At 50.1% G+C, this 20,473-nt stretch carries 12 protein-coding genes; 10 read left to right on the top strand and 2 right to left on the bottom strand.

All coding sequences use genetic code 11. The features are described 5' to 3' along the window. Nucleotides 1-29: 29 nt before the first annotated feature. Nucleotides 30-2,957 carry an FG-GAP-like repeat-containing protein gene (locus Enr17x_RS17690; RefSeq protein ID WP_145310993.1) on the top strand — a complete coding sequence of 976 codons (2,928 nt, stop codon included), beginning with the start codon at nt 30-32 and terminating at the stop codon, nt 2,955-2,957. 12 nt (nt 2,958-2,969) lie between these two features. Here the strand turns inward: Enr17x_RS17690 and Enr17x_RS17685 are convergent, their stop codons facing one another. Next, nucleotides 2,970-3,656 (bottom strand): hypothetical protein, encoded by a 687-nt coding sequence (locus Enr17x_RS17685; RefSeq protein WP_145310991.1) that lies wholly within the window; start codon nt 3,654-3,656, stop codon nt 2,970-2,972. 616 nt (nt 3,657-4,272) lie between these two features. Between Enr17x_RS17685 and Enr17x_RS17680 the strand changes: the two genes are divergently transcribed. Further along, the gene (locus Enr17x_RS17680) at nt 4,273-5,391 is read left to right on the top strand and encodes a DUF481 domain-containing protein (protein ID WP_198000643.1); all 1,119 of its coding nucleotides are present in this window, start codon (nt 4,273-4,275) and stop codon (nt 5,389-5,391) included. 9 nt (nt 5,392-5,400) lie between these two features. Here the strand turns inward: Enr17x_RS17680 and Enr17x_RS17675 are convergent, their stop codons facing one another. Further along, nucleotides 5,401-7,473, bottom strand: coding sequence for a M20/M25/M40 family metallo-hydrolase (locus Enr17x_RS17675; protein WP_145310987.1), 2,073 nt, complete (start codon nt 7,471-7,473; stop codon nt 5,401-5,403). 270 nt (nt 7,474-7,743) lie between these two features. Here Enr17x_RS17675 and Enr17x_RS17670 point away from each other — a divergent pair, with 270 nt between their 5' ends. From Enr17x_RS17670 to Enr17x_RS17635, 8 genes are all read left to right on the top strand, one after another. Then, a complete protein-coding gene (locus tag Enr17x_RS17670) occupies nt 7,744-9,810 on the top strand; it encodes an AMP-binding protein (RefSeq protein WP_232100761.1) in 2,067 nt (688 codons plus the stop codon). Between the two features lie 4 nt (nt 9,811-9,814). Beyond that, nucleotides 9,815-11,017 carry an acetyl-CoA C-acetyltransferase gene (locus Enr17x_RS17665; protein WP_145310985.1) on the top strand — a complete coding sequence of 401 codons (1,203 nt, stop codon included), beginning with the start codon at nt 9,815-9,817 and terminating at the stop codon, nt 11,015-11,017. Nucleotides 11,018-11,044: 27 nt separating this feature from the next. Next, nucleotides 11,045-11,977, top strand: a complete 933-nt coding sequence (locus Enr17x_RS17660) for a 3-hydroxyacyl-CoA dehydrogenase family protein (protein WP_145310983.1) — start codon at nt 11,045-11,047, stop codon at nt 11,975-11,977. Nucleotides 11,978-11,983: 6 nt separating this feature from the next. Continuing rightward, nucleotides 11,984-12,751, top strand: coding sequence for a 3-hydroxybutyrate dehydrogenase (locus Enr17x_RS17655; protein WP_145310981.1), 768 nt, complete (start codon nt 11,984-11,986; stop codon nt 12,749-12,751). 157 nt (nt 12,752-12,908) lie between these two features. Beyond that, entirely contained in the window at nt 12,909-16,160 is a 3,252-nt protein-coding gene (locus Enr17x_RS17650) for a DUF1549 domain-containing protein (protein ID WP_145310979.1), read from the top strand. A gap of 49 nt (nt 16,161-16,209) precedes the next feature. Beyond that, nucleotides 16,210-17,508 carry a DUF1501 domain-containing protein gene (locus tag Enr17x_RS17645; RefSeq protein ID WP_145310977.1) on the top strand — a complete coding sequence of 433 codons (1,299 nt, stop codon included), beginning with the start codon at nt 16,210-16,212 and terminating at the stop codon, nt 17,506-17,508. Nucleotides 17,509-17,656: 148 nt separating this feature from the next. Continuing rightward, nucleotides 17,657-18,994, top strand: coding sequence for a sulfatase (locus Enr17x_RS17640; RefSeq protein ID WP_232100760.1), 1,338 nt, complete (start codon nt 17,657-17,659; stop codon nt 18,992-18,994). A 32-nt stretch (nt 18,995-19,026) separates the two neighbouring features. Next, nucleotides 19,027-20,442: a hypothetical protein gene (locus tag Enr17x_RS17635; protein ID WP_145310975.1), complete on the top strand. Its 1,416-nt coding sequence runs from the start codon at nt 19,027-19,029 to the stop codon at nt 20,440-20,442. Nucleotides 20,443-20,473: the final 31 nt, after the last annotated feature.

Genomic DNA, 20,473 nt, shown 5'->3' with positions numbered 1-20,473 from the left:
CGTCTATCCCTATTTTGCAGAATGAAAGTGTGAGTATTTTGATTCGTGTTTTCAGTATCATCGCGATACTCCTGATGCTGGGAGTGGCGATCTTTTTTTCGGGACTATTTGATCCGGATCCGGATGCCATTTACCAAAGGGCTTCAAAAGCCGTTCGTAATCAAGACGACCAGGAAGCAAAACGGCAGATAGAAAGACTGCTGGAAACCCCCTCGCATCAAGTGGACGCGGCGATGCTGGGGGCTGAAATTGCTCTCAAATCTGGAGATTTCAAAGAAGCGATTCGCTACTACGACTATGTTCCCGATAGTGCAAGTCGTGAATCGTTCAAGGCCCGGAGCCGTTCGGGAGACTTGTTTTTGTTCGAGTTGAAACAACTCTCTGCTGCACAGGACGAGTTACACCGAGTTCTTGAATCGCACCCAGATGAAGAGACCGTGCTGCAACGACTGTCCTTTATTTATGGGCTCACGTCGCGCGGCTGGCAAGCCATTCCGTTTCGGTTAAAACTGATGCAGCAGGATAAAATTGATGCACTACTGGTGTATCTGTTGTCTATGGGAGATCGTTCACTGGAAAATCCCCAGTTACTCACAGAGTATGAGAAGGGAAAGCCGGACGATCCACTGGTGCAACTCGGACTGGCGCGGATGGAAGTTGACCAGCAAAAGTACGCGGCAGCAAAAATACGGTTACAGAAACTGATCTCGATTCAACCTGAATTGAGTCAGGCCCATGCACTGTTAGGAAAAATTCTGTTGAATGCCGGGAACACTGATGAGTTCTTGAACTGGCAGAATTCACTGTCTGATCAGGATCGTCAGCTTCCGGATGTCTGGGGGATAGAAGGGCAGTGGTATCAAAAGCAAGGGAACAGGCAGTCAGCCATACTTTGTTATGGAGAAGCGCTCAGACGCGATGCTGCGAATTCGATAGCCTGCTATCAACTGGGCCAATTATTATTGCAGGAAGGAAAAAAAGCAGAAGCCGAACGATTGTTAAAGTATTCGAAAAAACTACAGACGTATGAAGGGCTGGTGAAAGTTGCCTATGGTGACAAGGATTTAGCAGCGGCTCAAAAAGCAGTCTTGCTGGCACAGGAACTGGGACTGGTGTGGGAAGCCTATGGCTGGAGCCGGGCGGTCTTAGTACTTAACCCCCAATTAGACTGGGCGTTTCAAGTGAAACAGGAGTTGGAGCCTCAATTGGCAGAACTAAAGCTAACCCGGGTGGTTGATGAAAAAAATCCTGTTAAAGGATTGAATTTGCCAGGTTTGGGGGCCAAGTCAAAACATGAAGCTGAAAGTGCGACTTCCAGCAAAGGGAACAGGCAGATCGAGTCCAGCATCTCATTTGAAGATGTGACCGCTCGTGCCGGGATTGCATTTCAATATTTTAATGGGCAGAACTGGCCTGAGAATCATCATAAAATGTATGAGTTTACCGGGGGGGGAGTCGGAGTACTCGACTTCAACTCCGATGGCTGGCCTGATTTATATTTGACACAGGGAGCGAACTGGCCTGTGGATGAACAGCAGTTTCTCTATCGCGACCGTCTGTATTTGAATTCTGGAAATGGTACCTTTCAGGATGTGACAACACAGGCTGGCTTGAATGAATCTCGATTCAGTCAGGGAGTCTCAATCGGCGATGTGAACAATGACGGGTTTGCTGATATTTACGTTGGCAATATTGGTCTGAATCGCCTGTACCTCAATAATGGAGATGGGACTTATACCGAAACAGACCAGGCACAGGGAACCGCCGATCAGTGGACGACCAGTTGTCTCGTTGCTGATTTGAACGGCGATAGCGCACCGGAAATCTATGCCGTCAATTATTTGATGGGCGCTGATGTCTTTGACCGCGTCTGCAAAAATGCCGATGGCTCAGAGCGTTCCTGCATGCCTTTAAATTTTCCTGCCGCGCAGGATCAACTCTTTGCCAATCAACAAAACGGACAATTTCAAAATGTTACGTCATCTTCAGGGATCGAGGTCCCGGAGGGAAAGGGATTAGGCATCATCGCTGCGGACCTGCATGGCACTGGGTATCTTGATCTCTTCATTGCCAATGACGCGGTTGCGAATTTTTACTTCGTCAATCAAGGCACAAAACAGCCGACATTTACAGAGCAGGCACTGTTATCTGGCCTGGCACTCAATGCAGAGGGGAGAACGGAAGCCTGTATGGGAATTGCCGCCGGTGATGCCAATGCCGATGGACTACTGGATCTCTATGTCACAAATTATTATCGCGAAACAAATACGTTTTATAAACAGGTGAGTCCCGACTCATTTGTTGATGAAACCCAGGCGGCGCGGATGGCAGATTCGACTACTTACAAATTAGGCTTTGGAACGCAGTTTCTCGATGCCGACCTCGATGGCCTGCTGGATTTATTGATCGTGAATGGGCATGTGGAAGATTTAACGGCCCAGGATCTTCCTTACCAGATGCAGCCGCAGTTCATGAAAAACCAGGGGCAAGGGCAATTTCAGGAGTTGAAACCAACCGAGCTCGGCACGTTCTTTCAAACCCCACGACTGGGCAGGGGATTGGCGCGGTTGGACTGGAATCGTGATGGATTAGAAGAAGCAGCGGTTTCGAGTCTCGACCAACCTTTTGTGTTGTTAGAAAATTTAACACAAAATCACGGACATCGCCTGGTGGTCCGATTGACGGGAACAAAATCGAGCCGGGATGCGATTGGTACAACTGTTCGTGTCAAAACCAAAGGCCAGACTCTGGTTCGACAGTTGACGGCCGGTGATGGGTACTTCGCAAGTAATCAGCGGACGCTTGTCTTTGGATTGGGAGATGCTAAGCAGATTGAATCACTCGAAGTGACCTGGCCTTCCGGAGTGCACCAACTGTTTGAGGGGGGCGTTGCTGATCAGGAAGTCCATTTAATCGAAGGTCAGCCGGAACATTTCCACATTCGATCTCTGAATTGATTTCGAATCCTTTTATTCGAAATCAATACCGAGACGATACTTCAGCTGATCCAGTTCTTCAATTGACTCATCACTGGATGAATGAACGTGTTCGGCTTCCGTAATGAATTTCAGATCTGAAATGTGTGGGATGCCATATTCTTCCAGCGTGTATTCAAACTGTTCGATTCCCTGACCATACATGATCAGAAGCTTGTGCTCATCAAACTGGACTTCCAGTGGAATGAGGGGATTTAGAACAGCGATGCCGGCACACCCGTCATTCAGTAACAGATCTTCGTAGTCATAAAGTGTACTTTTCAAAACAGGCAAGTCCATGTGCTCACGGTACAAATCCTGGTGATGATTGTTTGAACCTTCGTGACTGGTTTCCAGAACCACATCAACTTCGTTGCCAAGTGGGTCCAGGAGATCAATGAACAGGTCAAATAAAATTTCTTTGGAGGCCGACGCCATCAGCACCGGAATTTTGATGCCCGTTTCTTTGTCTGTATAAACATCGTGTCGGTACCCTGCCTGTGGTACGACTTCCAGATCATAGGAAGGACGAATTGCGTCTGTCAGCATGAAGTTACCATATTTGGCAATGTTCAAGTGCGTCTCCAGTTGATCTTCCGAAAGACTTTCGAAACTGCTGCGCGATTTTCCCGCGGAGCTATCTCGGTAGGTCGTCTTCAAGAATCTTTTTAAGAATCCCATAATTAAATCTTCCCCCCTCACGACAGACAACAATCATGTTGTCAAACAGGCTTGTACCGCCATTTTTGCTGAGTGTTGTTATTTAAATTGATCTGTTGAATTATCAGCCTGTTCATATTTCTTACCTGGGAACAAACTGGAATCAAAAAAACTCTAGCATGCAAAATGAGGGGAGGTCTGAAGTACTCGCAATCTTGCCCCGTTTTTCAATGAGTCGGTACCGGAAGAGCCGGCAGGAGGAGATAAGGTAAGAGTGACAGACAGTCAAAAGGTCCAGTTGTGCGGATCAGGTAAGGTGTCAATCAGATTCTGAGGGGATAGAACTGACAGAATTGTCGTGTTCCCTTCTATCGTTATACATGACGAGGATCACTCGCGCCTGGAAGATGGATAAACCGCAAATGTTGTCTAAGGTTCTTCTGTTCAATGAGTTAGCTGATTTGTTACTGGGTTTGATCGTAGAAAAGATTTCTTTGGTACGTGTGTCAGTACAGTGAAATAAACACATTGCAGTAAATCGCTGCCACGACTAGAATTATCGCCCCTTCTCAAGTCTGACTTATTTCATTTCTGCGATTCTCATTACTGTGGTTGATTTCTTGCCATGAACGGTTTCATGGGTCGTTACCGACTCTTTCCCCAAATTCACTATTTGATTTTTCTGGTTTTAGTTTCGCTGACTACTTTTTTCGGTGGTGCTGGCGATGTCTGTGCCGGCGAGACTGCGCCAGCAGAGACCCTGTATCTGAAAGATGGACAATATTTTTCAGGTGAAAGCATCGGCTTTGAAGACGGGAATATTTTGTTTCGTCTTTCAGACGGACAGGTACGTTCGATTATGCTGGGTGTGGTTGATCGTCTTGAATACAACTCGACTGAAGAAGAGTCTGCAGACTCCTCATCGAAAGAAGCACTGTTGGTCAATAATGAGAATACAGCATTGCCACCACTGCCCTCAGTGATTGATCAGGTACCGGTCCCGGATCCATTGGATGCTTCGCCGATGCCAGAGCAAGAAAACGAGTCTCACTTTAAGCAGGTCGAAGAAGTCTGTGATCAATGTTGGGATTATGTTGAGGTCTGGACAAAACGGATGGAGATCGGGGGGACATTTCTGGCGGGAAATACCGACCGGGATTATGTAACCACTGGTCTATTCCTGGAAAAATCAGACAACGATAATATGTTTGAATTTGAAATTGGTGGCCGTTGGGGACAGTCGAACGGTGTCAGGGATGCCAATCGCTGGTATGGAAATGCGACTCTGGACCTGGCTCGAACTACAGATTGGATTGTCTTCGTAACGAATAAGAATGTGTATGATGAATTCGAAAATCTGGACTGGCGTGGTACACTTTCCGCTGGTTTAGGATATCGGTTTATTAACGAAAAAGACAAACGTCTGATTTTACGTGTTGGTCCTGGTGGAACGCGCGAAATTTATAATAGCCCCCGTTTACGCCGTACTACTTTAGATGTATTCGTGGAAATCGAATTCCGTTGGCCTCTTTCTGATCATGCTCAACTGGAACACAAACAGACCTGGACTCCCAGTGTGGATGTGGCGCAGATTTTACGTGTCACAACCGAAACTGGGTTGCTGTTCAAGTTGGATAATAAAGACCGCTGGAATCTGAGATTTGGTTTACTTCAGGTTTATAACTCGTTTCCGAACGCAGGCCGTAAGAAAAGCGATTACACAGGCAGTGTATCGTTGGTTTATACGCGAAAATGACAAAACGGCTTATTTGGGTTTGCCCAGTTTGACCTTCAGCTTCACTCGTTTTCCGTCGCGCATCACCGTGACTTCGACTTCTTCGCCGGGCGAAAACATGCGCAATGCGAGATCGAAATCATCGAGGCCTCCGATTTTGGTCTTCCCCATTTTGATGATGGCATCACCGGCTTTCAGGCCGGCTTTATCCGCAGGACTACCCGGAGAAGCACCGGAAATGTGATACCCGGGACCTTCACCGCCAAAGTCAGGGATACTGCCAAAGTAAGGACGATTGCCCGACCGCATGGTGGCAGCGGGACGTTCAATTTTGACGTACTCAGGCCGTTTGGGGTTTTCTGCTGTCGCAATCGCGATTTCTTCCAGGAATCCGATAACTCGCTCCATGCCGGGGATATTGATTTTGTCCCAGTCATCTGAGGGGCGGTGATAGTCGCTGTGTGTTCCTGTAAACAGGTGGAGAACGGGGATCTGTTTTCCATAAAAGGAGCTGTGGTCACTGGGGCCGAAGCCTTCCGGCTTGAGTGAAAGTTTCAGGTCATAGGCTTTGGCGGTCTCTTTTACCAGCTTGTTCCAGCGGGGGGCAGTACCTGTTCCGAACACCGTCAGTTTATCGTCTTTCAGGCGACCGACCATATCCATGTTAAGCATGGCGACCGTGTTCTTGATATCAAACAGAGGATTCTTGACATAATGAGCCGACCCGATCAGTCCTCGTTCTTCACCGGTAAACGCGATGAAAACCAGACGCCTTGGAAGTGGTGTTTTGCGGGCTGCCAGCTTACGTGCCAGTTCAATCAGCGCGACTGTACCGGATGCGTTGTCGTCGGCTCCGTTATGGACATCGGTTGAACCGGGAGCGAGAGAACCTTCGCCACCATAGCCGACGTGGTCATAATGGGCGCCAATCACAATCGTTTCGTCTGCGTGAGGCCCTTTACCTTCCAGCACACCGATCACGTTTTTGATTTCTGTCCGAATCTGCTTAACCGAGATTTCCCCTTTGGCTTTCCACTTTGGGAGAGCAAAGCTTTCCGGTTTGAGATCAGCGTCAATCTGACTTTCGAGTTCCTGCAGTGTTGGTTTACCGGCGTCTTTGAACAGCTCGTTACATTTTTCGATGGAAATGTGCGCGATGGGAATCGAACGTCCGTCGCCGCTACCGGCGTAACCAAATTTCATGAGCTCGTCAAATTTGCCTTCTTTCAAACGTTTGCGCGTCTGCTGAACGCTGTGCAAGGCTTTTTTCAGTTCCCGGTCTGCTTCGGCCTGTTTGCCATCTTTGGCTTTTTCCCAGTTCTCAGTAGCGGTGATCAGCTCTTCCACCGCGTCTTCCTCAAGTTCTTTTGCTTCTTTTTTGTTTTCTTGGGTCGAATAGTGATCGTTGACGAATAAAATGGCTTTGGCGCCTTTTCCAAACGCTGTGCTGACTTTATACCGCAATGCCGCGTAGCGCGAGATTCCATGCGCACCGGCAAAGGGACTGGTTTTATCACCCTGTTGCGGCGTGCGGCGCATGATGATCACCACCTTGTCTTTGACATCGACACCAGCGTAATCACTGTATTTTACATCTTTCGCGTCAATTCCATATCCGCAGAAAACCACTTCCGCATCAAACTTCCCGGAACCTCCAAATGAGCAGGAGCGAAAGTCTTTATCGTAGACCAGCGGAATCGTTTTCCCATCGGGGCCTGTTAACTGGAGTTCATTCGTCGGGCCCAGTTTACTGCCGGTATTGATCGTAAACTTCTGGAAGGCACTCTCATTGACTGCTTGTACATTCAGGCCGGCGGCTTTGAACTCTTTCCCAATATACTCTGCGGCCAGATTGATGCCGCGAGTGTCAACGCCGCGTCCTTCCAGTTCATCTGAAGCCAGATATTTGATTGCATCCAGCATCCGCTGTCCACTTGCCGAATTCGAGGCTGCTTTTGCGTTCGATTTGGCTGTCTTCGCGTTTGTCTCGCCCCAGACTTGGGGAGTGAGAAACGACATGCCCACTGCTAATCCGAGTAAGCTCAGAAAACAAAATCCGGCAATGAAACGATTCGGAGTTCGATTGGTTTTCAAAACAGACATTAAACCTCTTTCCCTGAATGAATTAGCGCAAAAACCGGTCTACTGCTACTACGTGGACGCATCAACGTATGTTGGATGATTCACTATTGGGGGGGCACGCAGGTAGGTTTCCTACACCCATTTTCGCATTTCACGTGCTGAATGGAAGTCCGTTACTTAAGATTAATCAAAAATCGTTGTGGTTCCGAACTCATTTTTATTGTTGATGTTTCGAGGATCAACGCTGAACTGGCGAATTGAAACGGGAACGGTTAGAGTTTTAAGTGTTACATGCAAATTCGAACTCCGCTTGAAATGGAACAGGCAATGGACCTTCCTGCAGACGCGCTCAGGGGATGTGGGCTGTCTTCCGATGAAGCACAGCATCTGGCCGAGAGACTCAAACCGATTTCCGTTCAAAACGACATCGAAGCCTGGCAGGCTCTGACGGCGCAGGTGTTGACGTCCGATGTCCCGTTTGCTGTACATCAACTTCTGTACCAGCAAGTCTATCAGAATCGACTTGAGCAGGGCATCCCCGCGCCGGCCTGGTTTCCGGGAGAACAAGAACAGACTCACTCGCATCTGGCAGAGTGGTTGCGGGATTTGAATCTGAGCAGCATGGACGAGTTGCAATCATGGTCTGTTCAGAACCGGGACGCGTTTACACGGAAATTGATCGACTCGCTCGATATTTCGTTTCAACAGCCGCCGCAGCAGATCATGGATGTGAGTGGCGGCGTTGAACAGGTCGAGTGGTTGTCAGGGGCAGAACTGAATATTGTGGAGAGCTGTTTCCGTGATAAGTCAGAACAGACGGCGATTCTGTTTCAACACGGATCGACCGAAATACAACAACTTAGTTATCAGGAATTGAAGGCACTCACTGCGCAAGTTGCGAATGGCTTAACCGAGGCGGGTATTCAACCGGGGGAACGGGTTGCTGTTATGTCGCCGATGACAGTGGAATCAGTGGCAATTTTTCTGGGGATCATCGCCGCCGGTTGTGTGGTAGTGACAATTGCCGACAGCTTTTCCGCAGACGAAATGCGTGTGCGTCTGGAAATCACTAAACCCCGTCTCATATTCATACAGGATGTCATTTCCCGAAATGGCAAACAGTTGCCGCTTTACAATAAGTTGGAAACAGACAATCCATTACCGGCGATTGTACTTCCGGAAGGTGAGAGCTGTCAGACGCCATTACGTTCGGGGGATCGACTCTGGTCTGAGTTTCTTTCCGAAAATCGGGAATTAACGTATGTTGCTCGTCGGCCCCATGATGAGTCAACGATTCTCTTTTCCTCAGGCACAACGGGCAGTCCCAAAGGGATTCCCTGGGATCAGACGACGCCGATCAAATCGGCTGGCGACGGGTATCTGCATCATGATATTCACGCCGGTGATGTGGTCTGCTGGCCGACCAATCTGGGCTGGATGATGGGGCCCTGGCTCGTGTATGCCTCTCTGATCAATGACGCTACGATGGCACTAACAGATGCGGTGCCCACCAGTCGAGCCTTTTGCGAATTTGTTCAAAATGCCAATGTCACGATGCTGGGGCTGGTTCCTTCTATCGTCTCCGCATGGCGGGCACAGGATTGTGTGGCAGGCTTGGACTGGTCACAGATCAAGGTTTTCAGTTCCACGGGCGAGTGTTCGAATCCTGAAGACATGTTGTGGCTGATGTCGCGGGCCAGGTATCGACCGGTCATCGAATATTGCGGCGGCACTGAAACCGGAGGAGGCTATATTACGGGGACGGTTCTGAAACCGGGAGTCCCTGGTCTGTTTGCGTGTCCCGCGGTTGGCTTTGACTGGTTGCTGCTGGATGAATCGGGACAGGAAACCACAAACGGAGAAGTCTTTTTTGTGCCTCCGGTGATCGGCTTATCCACGCGGTTGATCAATCGCGATCACCACGAAGTCTATTTTGCCGACATTCCTTCGGGACCTCGGGGGCAGGTACTAAGACGGCACGGTGATCAAATCGAATCGCTCGCCGACGGATATTTTCGGGCACACGGTCGGATTGATGATGCGATGAATTTAGGAGGCATCAAAGTCAGTTCCGTGCAGATTGAGGAGTTGCTCATGCAGGCAAGTGGCGTCCGAGAGGTTGCTGCGATTGCGGTACCTCCGGCGGGAGGGGGGCCGAGTCAGCTGGTGATTTTTGTTGTGCTGCAGGACGAAACGGAATTTGATTCTGATCCGATACAAGCAGAGATGCAGCAGATCATTCGCAGCCAACTGAATCCGCTGTTCAAAATTTATGCCGTACGCGAGATCGAGCAACTCCCCCGTACCGCGTCCAATAAAGTAATGCGTCGCAAGTTACGAGATTTATTTCAAGGTTAAATACATGAGTCATCAGGAACAAAAACGGGTTGCCGTCTTGAGTGCTTCCCGAACCCCCATCGGTGCATTTAATGGTGCTTTCAAAGATCTTTCCGCGGTGCAGCTGGGCACGGTTGTCGTAAAAGAAACGCTGAAACGGTGTGGCCTGAACGCCGATCAGGTTGATGAGGTTTTACTGGGGCAGGTCTTTACCGCCGGCTGTGGGATGAATCCGGCACGGCAGGTGGCCGTTCACTCCGGGATGCCGTATCACGTGCCGGCAACCACCGTTAACATGGTATGCGGCTCTGGTTTAAAATCAGTGGCGCTCGGTATGCAGTCAATTCTCAGCGGTAAGTCGCGCGTTGTGCTGGCGGGGGGGATGGAAAGCATGAGCAATGCCCCCTATCTGCTAAAGGGGGCACGTACCGGCTTCAAAATGGGCAACCAGCAACTGGTCGACTCAATGATTCACGATGCGTTATGGGATGCCTTTTATGACTGTCACATGGGAATCACTGCAGAGAACCTGGCGGAGAAATATGAAGTCGTACGCGAAGAACAGGATCGCTATGCCGTGCAAAGCCAGCAGCGCTGTCAGGCAGCGATGCAAGCCGGGAAATATGAAGATGAGATTGTTGGTGTCTCGGTACCAAGACGTAAAGGCGATCCGGAACTGATCACCGTTGATGAATTCCCCCGTAAAGAGACCAGCCTGGAAACGATTTCCTGTTTGCGTCCTTCTTTTAAACCGGATGGAACGGTGACCGCCGCCAATTCGTCGGGAATTAATGATGGAGCAGCTGCATTATTGATTGCTGAGGAAAGCTTTGTTGCAGAACAAAAGCTCAAACCGCTGGCCTGGATTCGTGCGTTTTCAAATGTGGGACTCGATCCGCAGTATATGGGTATGGGGCCCGCACATGCGATTGACGACTTATTGAAATCGGAACAATTGACGTTAGCAGACATCGATTTGCTGGAAGTGAATGAAGCATTCGCTGCTCAGTCACTGGCGGTCGGCAAGGCTTTGGACTGGGACGAAGCTTGTGTCAACGTAAATGGGGGCGCGATTGCATTGGGGCATCCGTTGGGCGCCAGTGGCGCGCGGGTCGCGGTGACGTTGCTACATGAAATGCTGAAGCGAAAGTCCCAGCGGGGGGTCGCGTCACTTTGTATCGGCGGGGGCATGGGGATTGCGATGTTGTTTGAAGCAGTAGAAGAATAGTCATCAACAAAACAGAGAGACAGCAGCATGCAGGAAATCGGAATATTGGGGGCAGGATTGATTGGCGCCAGCTGGGCTTCATTTTTTGCGGCGCAGGGACTCAATGTTCGCATTTATGATGTGAATGAAACAGTGAAACAAAAGGCGCTGGATGTTGCTCGGGCGAATTTACAAGGACTGGTTGATCTCAAGTTACTCACACCGGAAGAGATGCAGCATGCAGTCTCAAACATGCGGCTGGTCGATTCGTTGCAGGAACTACTGGCTGAGATCGATTTCGTCCAGGAATCGGTCATCGAAGATTATGCGATCAAGGCAGACGTCTATCGCGAGTTCGAACAGCATGCCCCCGACACCGCAATTCTTGCCAGCAGTTCATCGGGTTTGTTGATGACGCGGATCCAGTCGGTGCTCAAGCATCCCGCTCGTGCCTTGATTGCACACCCTTTCAATCCGCCGCATCTGATTCCACTGGTCGAGCTGGTTCCCGGCGAACAGACGGCTGCATCGACTGTCGAAACCGTCAAAAATTATTTTCTGAAGCTCGGCAAGCATCCGGTGATTTTGAATAAAGAAGTGCCCGGTCACATTGCCAATCGACTGGCGGCGGCAGTCTGGCGGGAATCATTGGCACTCTTGGATGAGGGGGTGGCCAGCGTGGAAGACATTGATGCGGCACTCTGTCAGGGCCCCGGTCTACGTTGGGCGATGATGGGCCAGCATCTGATTTATGAACTGGGGGGCGGTGCAGGGGGCTATCAGAAGTTTATTGATACGATCGGTGCATCGTTTGAAGAATACTGGAACGATATGCAAACGTGGACGAGCATTCCCGAATCCGCAAAACAGAAAGCGGTCGCCGGTACGCAGGCGTATCTGAAACAGAAAAGCCGCAGTGAATGGGCGGCCTGGCGAGACGAAAAGCTGGCCCGGATTCAACAGGTATTGCGCGAGGAGTAATGAGAGATGTCTGATCCCAAAACGGCCTTGATTACCGGCGCTGCAAGCGGCATTGGTGCAGAAATCGCGAAGACGCTGTTCAACGAAGGTTGCCACGTCGTGGTTGCCGATCTGAATGAGCCCGATTATCTATCAAATCTGGCCTATGAAATGCAACGTGCGTTGTATGTTCCCACCGATCTGTCAAAGCAGGAGAGTTGTGAGGCACTCATCGCGCGCGTGGTTCAGGAATTTGGTTCTGTTGATATCTTAGTCAACAACGCCGGATTTCAACATATTTCCCCTCTGGAAGATTTTCCGGAAAGCGTGTGGGATAAAATGCTCCAAGTGATGTTGACTGCACCCTTTCTGCTGACCAGATATGTGTTTCCCGGTATGAAGCAGAAACAATGGGGCCGGATCATTAATATGGGGTCGATCCATTCGCAGGTCGCATCGCTTAACAAAGCTGGCTACATCGCGGCCAAACATGGTCTTGTCGGTTTGACGAAATCGACCGCGCTGGAAGGGGGACCATTCGGGATCACGGCCAATGTCATCTGTCCTGCATACGTACGCACGCCACTTGTCGAGCAACAGATTGCCGCACAGGCAGAAACATTGGGACTCAGTCTGGAGGAAGTCGAAAGTCAGGTCTTCCTGAAAGCTTCAGCGACCGGCAAAATGATCGAACCGGCGGAGGTGGCTGCGATGGTGTCTTATCTCTGCTCTGATCAGGCCAAATCGATTACCGGGTCCTGCTGGACCATTGATGGCGGCTGGACGGCACAATAGGCGCCTCCTGTGCCATCAGTTTCGAGCCTGAAAATACGAGAATTTCGATGATCCGCATTTATTTAACATTGCTTACAAGAAACTGACACATTAGAGTGTCTTTATGTAAATAGCTCAGAGATTGAACCATTACCAGTCGAATTCGATGAGGTGATCGATGCATTCAGAGCGAACGATGATTTTCGCATTGCTGATTCTGCTGGTATTCTCATTCCCTGCAGCCCGGGCAGCTGTGAATGAACAGCCGGTGGTTGCGAAAACTTCCGAGCAGAACGCCATCGAAAAACTCCGCGGTTTTTATACCAATCTGCAGAAAAACAAAGACGGCTCCGTGCGGCTGGTCCGCTTCAGTAAGCCGCATGTGACGCTGGAAGTTCTGGAGCACCTCGAATCGTTTCACAAACTCGATTATCTGGCGCTGGTCTGTCCGCAGATTGGTGATGCCGCACTAGAACATATCGCACATCTGACGAACCTGGATACGCTGATGTTGTCGGAGTCGGCCATCGGTGATGCGGGGCTTTCGTATCTGCAGCGGCTCAACAAGCTGGAGCGGCTGTATCTTGATCAAACCAAGGTGACCGATCAGGGCTTGGCACAATTATCACATCTGTCACAACTTAAAGTGTTGTCTTTAAAGAATACGAGTGTGACGGACAAAGGCCTTGCGCAACTGGCGGGATTGAAACATCTGGAAGTCCTGTTTCTGATTGGGACTCAAGTCAGCGATATTGGTTTTCAGACATTGGCGAAACTGAAAAATTTGAAAGTGTTGTATCTCTCCCGTACCCAGGTTCGGGGTAAAGCATTAACGAAACTGGCTACTTTAAAATCGCTCGAACATCTGGCACTGAATCACTGTGCTTTAGATCAGAGTGCCGCCGGATCGCTGGCAGCACTGACTCAGCTAAAGGGACTGGAAGTCTATCACACCGGCTTGTCGACGGAATCTGTTAAAGAACTCAGTACAACTTTGGTGAAAACCCAACTGTTTACAGAATGCGATTTAGAAACGAATCAAAAAACAGGTGAATTACGTTTTGCAAATTCAGAGGGACTCGAAGTCAAACCGATCCTGGCTCCGATTGAATCGCGAATTGCTGCGGGAGAGAAATTCACACCAGACTTTCAGCAGCATGTGATCCCACTTTTAGGTAGGCTGGGTTGTAACAGCCGCAATTGTCATGGTTCGTTTCAGGGACGAGGCGGATTCCAGCTTTCGATGTTCGGTTACGATTTCAAACTCGATCACGATAACCTGCTGGAGCGGATTGACAAACAGCAGCCGGATGAGAGTCTGGTTCTGAATAAGCCGACGTCGGAAGATGAGCATGAAGGGGGCCTGAAACTGCCTCCCGGTGGCTGGGAGCAGAAGTTATTGCGGGAATGGATTGCCGCCGGTGCGGCTTCGGTGGGAAAAGAGTCACCCCGCTTTGTTCGACTGGATGTCACGCCGAAGCAGGTGGTCTTTACCGAAAAAGGGGAAACGGTTCCACTCAAGGCGATCGCTGTCTGGTCGGACGGGACGCGAGAAGATGTGACCTGTTTGACCCGGTTTGAATCGAAAGACGATAGTGTTGCCGAAGTGACGCCGGAAGGAGTCATGCGTTCCAAAGGGACCGGCGATACGTATGTGATTTCCTATTACGATAACGGCATCTTTTCGACACAGGTGATTCTTCCCGTTCAGAAGTATGCGCCAGGCACTTATCCCGAGGTCGCAACGCCGACGGAAGTGGACTGGCATGTGGTCAGCAAGCTACGGAAGCTGGGGATTCAACCGTCGGGTTTATGTACCGATGATGAATTTCTGCGGCGGGTCAGTCTCGATATGACGGGCACTCTACCAACGCCGGAGGAAATTCGTGCGTTTCTGAAAGATACTTCCACGGAAAAACGAAGTCAGAAAATCGAAGAGCTGTTGAACCGCCCCGGATACGTGGCCTGGTGGAGTATGAAGCTTTCCGATCTGACAGGCAGCAACGCCGGTTATCTGGGCAGCACGGAAATGGCGCGGCCGGTTGCCAGCCAGTGGAATGCCTGGATCAGACGTCGGGTCCAAGACAATGTCGGCTGGGATCAAATTGTTTCCGGTATTATTCTGGGAACAAGTCGTCTTCCGGGACAGACATTTGACGAATATATGGCGCAGCAGAGCCAGTTTACCAGCACGAAAAACCGGGCGGACTTCACGGCTCTCGACAATTCGATGCCCCACTATTGGGCACGTTCGAATATGTCGGTTCCGTCTGATAAAGCGTTAGCGTTCGGCTATACGTTTCTGGGGATGCGGCTGGATTGTGCACAGTGCCATAAACATCCATTTGATGAATGGTCCAAACAGGATTTTGAGCTCTTTACCGAATTCTTCACGCGCATCAAATTTGGCGTGCCCCCGGATGCGGCGGTGTTGCATGAGCAATCCCGGAATATGCTGGGAGTGCCGGTGAAGTTGAATACAGCGGCGCTGCGCAGACAGAGTTATCTGCGGATCGCTGCGGAAGGACGACCGATTCCCTGGCGCGAAGTTTATATTGAATCTGCCAAAACCGACAAACAGATGGCCAAGCTGCTCGGCGGGCAGGAGATCGACATCAGTCAGACCAAAGATCCGCGACAGCTATTGATGCGCTGGATGTTGAATGAGCCGAACCATTATTTTGCGAAAGCATTCGTGAATCGAATCTGGGCGCACTATTTCAACGTAGGCATTATTAATCCGCCCGACGATCTGAATCAGGCGAATCCGCCCAGTAACAAGGCACTGTTGGATTATCTGGTGCAGGGTTTTATTGACAGTGGATATGATATGAAGTGGTTGCATCGGACGATTACGAACAGTCGCACGTATCAATTGAGCTGGCGACCAACCCCGACGAACCGGAAAGACACACGTAATTTCAGTCATGCAGTTTTGAGACGTCTGCCCGCAGAGGTGGCCATCGATGCAATTCTGCAGGCGACCGCGAGTCAGGAAACCATGAATCAGCTGGTGAGTCAGACCGACCGCCGCAAAATTTCACAGCATCCGCTCTCCTTTCAGGCACGGGCCATTGATTTCTCGTTACTCGTTTTTGGAAAACCGCTACGAACGACAAATTGCGACTGTGAACGTCAAAATGAGCCGACGCTGTTGCAGTCACTGTATGTGCGGAACGATGAAGAAATGCTCAAAAACTTAACCCGGGCAGATGGCTGGCTGACCGAACTGAAAACGGAAAAACTCAAGCCGTCAGAGCAGAAGGCGTTGGTGACCGAAGCCTATTTACGTACGCTGTCCCGTTTTCCTGAAGCAACGGAAATGAAAGAGAGCCTGCAGCATCTGCAGAAAACCGAATCCGTGCAGGAAGGGCTACATGACTTATTATGGGCTCTGTTAAATACGCAGGAATTTATTACGAATCACTAACTCAGAAGCGACTTGGATTTGATCAGAATTAAACGCTGAGGACAAATTGATGAATCAATGCCAAAACATGACGAGACGAAGTGCGTTGCAGGTCGGACTCCTCGGCGGTCTCGGTTTAACTCTTCCCGGCTTTCTCAAACTGTCTGCTGCCAGGGCTGAGTCGAACGAAAAGTCGAAAGCCAAAGCCGATGCAGTTCTGTTTCTGAATCTGGCGGGAGGCGTGTCGCACTTGGATACGCTCGATCGTAAACCCGATGCCCCCGCAGACACGCAAGGCGAATTCAAATCGATCCAGACCTGCTTGCCCGGGCATCAGGTCTGTGAGTATCTGCCAAAGTATGCTGCGGCTGCAGATCAATTTAGTCTGATTCGCGGTATTTCGCATTCTGCCGGTGCGCATCCGCAGGGACAATCCTGGATTTCAACCGGAAATCGGCCGGTGCCTGCGTTGATCTATCCTTCGCTGGGTTCGGTCGTCACGAAAGAGATCTCCAGCAAACCGGATTTGCCCGGTTATGTGGCGATTCCCAAAACCGAATGGAACGCGGGTTATATGGGAGACGCGTATGCCCCGTTCAAAACCAACACGGTCCCCCGACCGGGACAGCCGTTTCAGGTACGCGGGATTTCCTTGCCTGATGGCTTAACGATTGAAAAAGTCAACCAGCGTCAGGAACTGCTCACAAAGCTGGATCGGCGTTTTAAAACGGAAGCGACTGAAAGTCAACTCTTAGAAGCGTTAGATAAGTTTGGTTCGCAGGCTTATAACATGATTACATCGAAACGGGCACGGGCTGCTTTTGATGTGGAACAGGAATCGTCCCAGTTGCGGAAACTGTTTACTCCCGATGAATTCAGCCAGTCAGTTTTTCTGGGGTGTCGGCTGATTGAATTCGGCGTTCCTTTTGTAACGGTGACTTACCAGGGCTGGGATACTCACACCGAAAACTTTGCCGGTCATCGTCGTTTATTGCCGGCTCTGGATAACGGAATCACCGCAGGCTTGGAAATGCTGAAGCAGAAGGGATTGTTGGAGCGAACATTGATTGTGATTATGGGGGAATTCGGTCGGACACCCAAGATCAATGTGAATGCAGGCCGTGATCATTATCCGCGTGTGAACTGGTGCCTGATGGCCGGGGGCGGCGTTAAACCAGCAAAGTTCATTGGCGGAACGACGAAAGCCGGCGATGCTCCCGATGAGAATACCAACATCAAACCCGATGATATTGCCGCGACAATTTATCATACTTTAGGCATCAATCCTCTGACCGAATACTATACCAATACAGGACGTCCAACGATGCTGGTTCCGCATGGCCGCATCATGAGTGAGCTTTTTGCTTAAGACCGTGGTACGAGATTGATTTGTGCCATTGACTGCGGTCTAATAAAGGGACGGTGATGTCAGGCCGGTTCGTTTTTTTGATTCTGGAAAAAGACGAGTCGTTTGTCTGAGACATTCTACAGAACTTCCCGGCAACGAGGCGCTCCTTATGAAATCTCTGGTCTTCACAGTCATGTGCTGTCTGTTTTTGCCTCTTGCGGTCGAGGCGAAGGACGCAACAGGCCGCCCTAATATCGTGCTGATCATGGCCGATGATCTGGGCTATGGTGACCTGAGTTGTTATGGCAGTAAGAATTGTAATACTCCCCAGCTGGATCGCCTTGCGGCGCGAGGGATGAAGTTTACCGATTTTCATTCCAGCGGAACGGTGTGTAGTCCCACCCGGGCTGGCTTGTTAACGGGGCGCTATCAGCAGCGGGCGGGCATTGACGGAGTGGTCTATGCGGACCCGAAAAAGAATCGGCACCATGGACTGCAAAAAAATGAAATCACGCTGGCACAATGTCTACAGTCAGCCGGATATCAAACCGGCATGTTTGGAAAATGGCATCTGGGATATCAGCGACAATATAATCCCACGTTTCGCGGCTTTCAACAGTTCGTGGGTTATGTCAGCGGGAACGTCGATTATTTCGCGCATCTGGACGGCACCGGCGTGTTTGACTGGTGGCATGATGCGGAATTAAACCGCGAAGAGCAAGGATATGTCACTCATCTGATTACGGATCATGCAGTTGATTTTATTCGACAGCAAAAAGAGCAACCGTTCTTTGTGTATATCGCGCATGAAGCCGTGCATTATCCCTATCAGGGACCTGGCGATAAACCGATGCGAAAAGAGGGGGTGGGTGATATCAAATCTGCCAAGCGCAAAGACATTGCCAACGCGTACCGTGAAATGAATACCGAAATGGACCGGGGTATCGGCAAAGTGGTTGCGGTTTTAAAGGAACTTGATCTGACGGAGAATACATTGATCTTTTTTCTGTCAGACAATGGTGCGAATAATAAAGGCTCTAATGGTGCATTACGTGGCTTTAAAGGAAATGTCTGGGAAGGGGGGCATCGTGTGCCCGCTATCGCCTGCTGGCCCGGCCAGATTCCTGCGGGCAGTCTGTGTGAGGAGACTGTAATCAGCATCGACCTGATGCCGACCATTTTGGAACTGGCGAATGCGAGCGTGCCTGCGAGGCATCAGCTGGATGGTATGAGCCTGGCTAAGTTGATGACTGAGCAGCAGAAATTAAAGCCGCGCACGATATTCTGGGACTACAATGGGCGCTCGGCGGTTCGCCAGGGACCATGGAAACTGGTGTTGAATCAGAATCGTAAAACACCAGTGGAATTATTCAACCTGCAGGACGATATAGCGGAATCAACGAACCTCGCTACAAAGAAACCGGAGCGCGTGCAGCAGATGCAGGCGGCGTTTGCTGCGTGGAAAGAAGAAGTCACCCGAACAGCGACACCCCAGCCTGCCAAATAAAACCAACTCAAATTCGACCAGGAGATGTCTCGATGTTTCGACTGCCCATACTTATGATAATTCTAATTCCTTTGAATCTGACTACCGCAGAAGAAGCAAAAAACATCTTGCAGGCAGGGGCCGCCAAAGTGAATATCAACCCGCGGAATTATCCGGTGTCGATGACGGGCAGTTTTCAGGATCGCCAGGCAACATCGGCTCATGATCCGTTGCATGCCCGTGCGTTGGTGTTGAAGAGTGGAAACACCAGTATCGCCTTTGTGGTCTGCGATATCTGTTTGATTTCGCGCGAAATCTTTGATGCTGCGAAGCAACAGGCGTCAGCAAAAACGGGAATTCCTACGAGTCGTATGCTGACATCAGCAACGCACACACATACGGCACCGACGGTTGTCCCTCTGGCACAATGTAAGCCCAGTCCGGAGTATGTTCAGTTTCTAACCGAGAGTATTGCCCAATCCATCATCAAGGCGCATGCCCGCCTGGAACCTGCCAAGGTAGCGTGGACTGTGGCTCGTGAGCCCGCGGAAGTCAATAACCGCCGCTGGTATGTAAAAGAGGGGGGCATACGTCCGAATCCCTTTGGGAAAACCACAGACAAAGTTCGCATGAATCCTCCCCGTGGTAGCGATCTGTTAATCAAGCCAGCCGGGCCGACGGACCCGGATGTTTCAATTCTCTCAGTCCAGTACGCGGATGGTCGACCGCTGGCGCTGTTGGCAAATTATTCACTGCATTACGTCGGGGGCTTGCCACCCAATCAGCTCTCGGCTGACTATTTTGGTGAGTTTGCCCGACAGATTAAAAAACGACTTGGCGCCGATGAAACATTTATCGGCATTATGTCAAATGGATCCAGCGGTGATATCAATAACATTAATTTTAGAGAACCCCGACCGCGTGCGGCTGTGTTTGAACGCATCACTGCTGTAGCGAATGTGATCGCCGACCGGACGTTTCAAGCCGTCAAGTCACTCAAGTATCGCAGTGATGTTTCGCTGGAAATGCAGGAAAGAACAATCGATCTGGGGATCCGAAAACCAAATGCAGAAGAAGTGAAGTATGCCGAGAAGCTACTGGCTGATGCCAAAGATCCGAAACGCTTAACCACCAACGAAGTCTACGCGCGGGAAACCGTTCGGATCAACAAAGGTCCGGACAGTGTGAACCTGAAACTGCAGGCATTGCGGATTGGTGAGTTGGGGATTGTGGCGATACCGTGTGAAGTGTTCGCGGAAATTGGTCTGGAGATTAAACAGAAAAGCCCGCTGAAACCAACGTTTGTGATTGCACTCGCCAATGGCTATCACGGTTATTTACCTACACCAGAACAGCATATATTGCAGGGGTATGAGACCTGGCGTTCGGGGTGGAGTTATCTGGAAGTAGATGCGTCAAACAAAATCAACGAACAGGTCTTTCAAATGTTGAACCAGCTGGCAGACTGAAAATGCCGTTCTGACGAAACATTTCGCGAGA

Origin of the sequence: Gimesia fumaroli (assembly GCF_007754425.1) — a bacterium.
Lineage (GTDB): Bacteria > Planctomycetota > Planctomycetia > Planctomycetales > Planctomycetaceae > Gimesia > Gimesia fumaroli.
The sequence above is the reverse complement of the archived record's forward strand: the minus strand, read 5'-3'. Positions and strand labels throughout refer to the sequence as shown.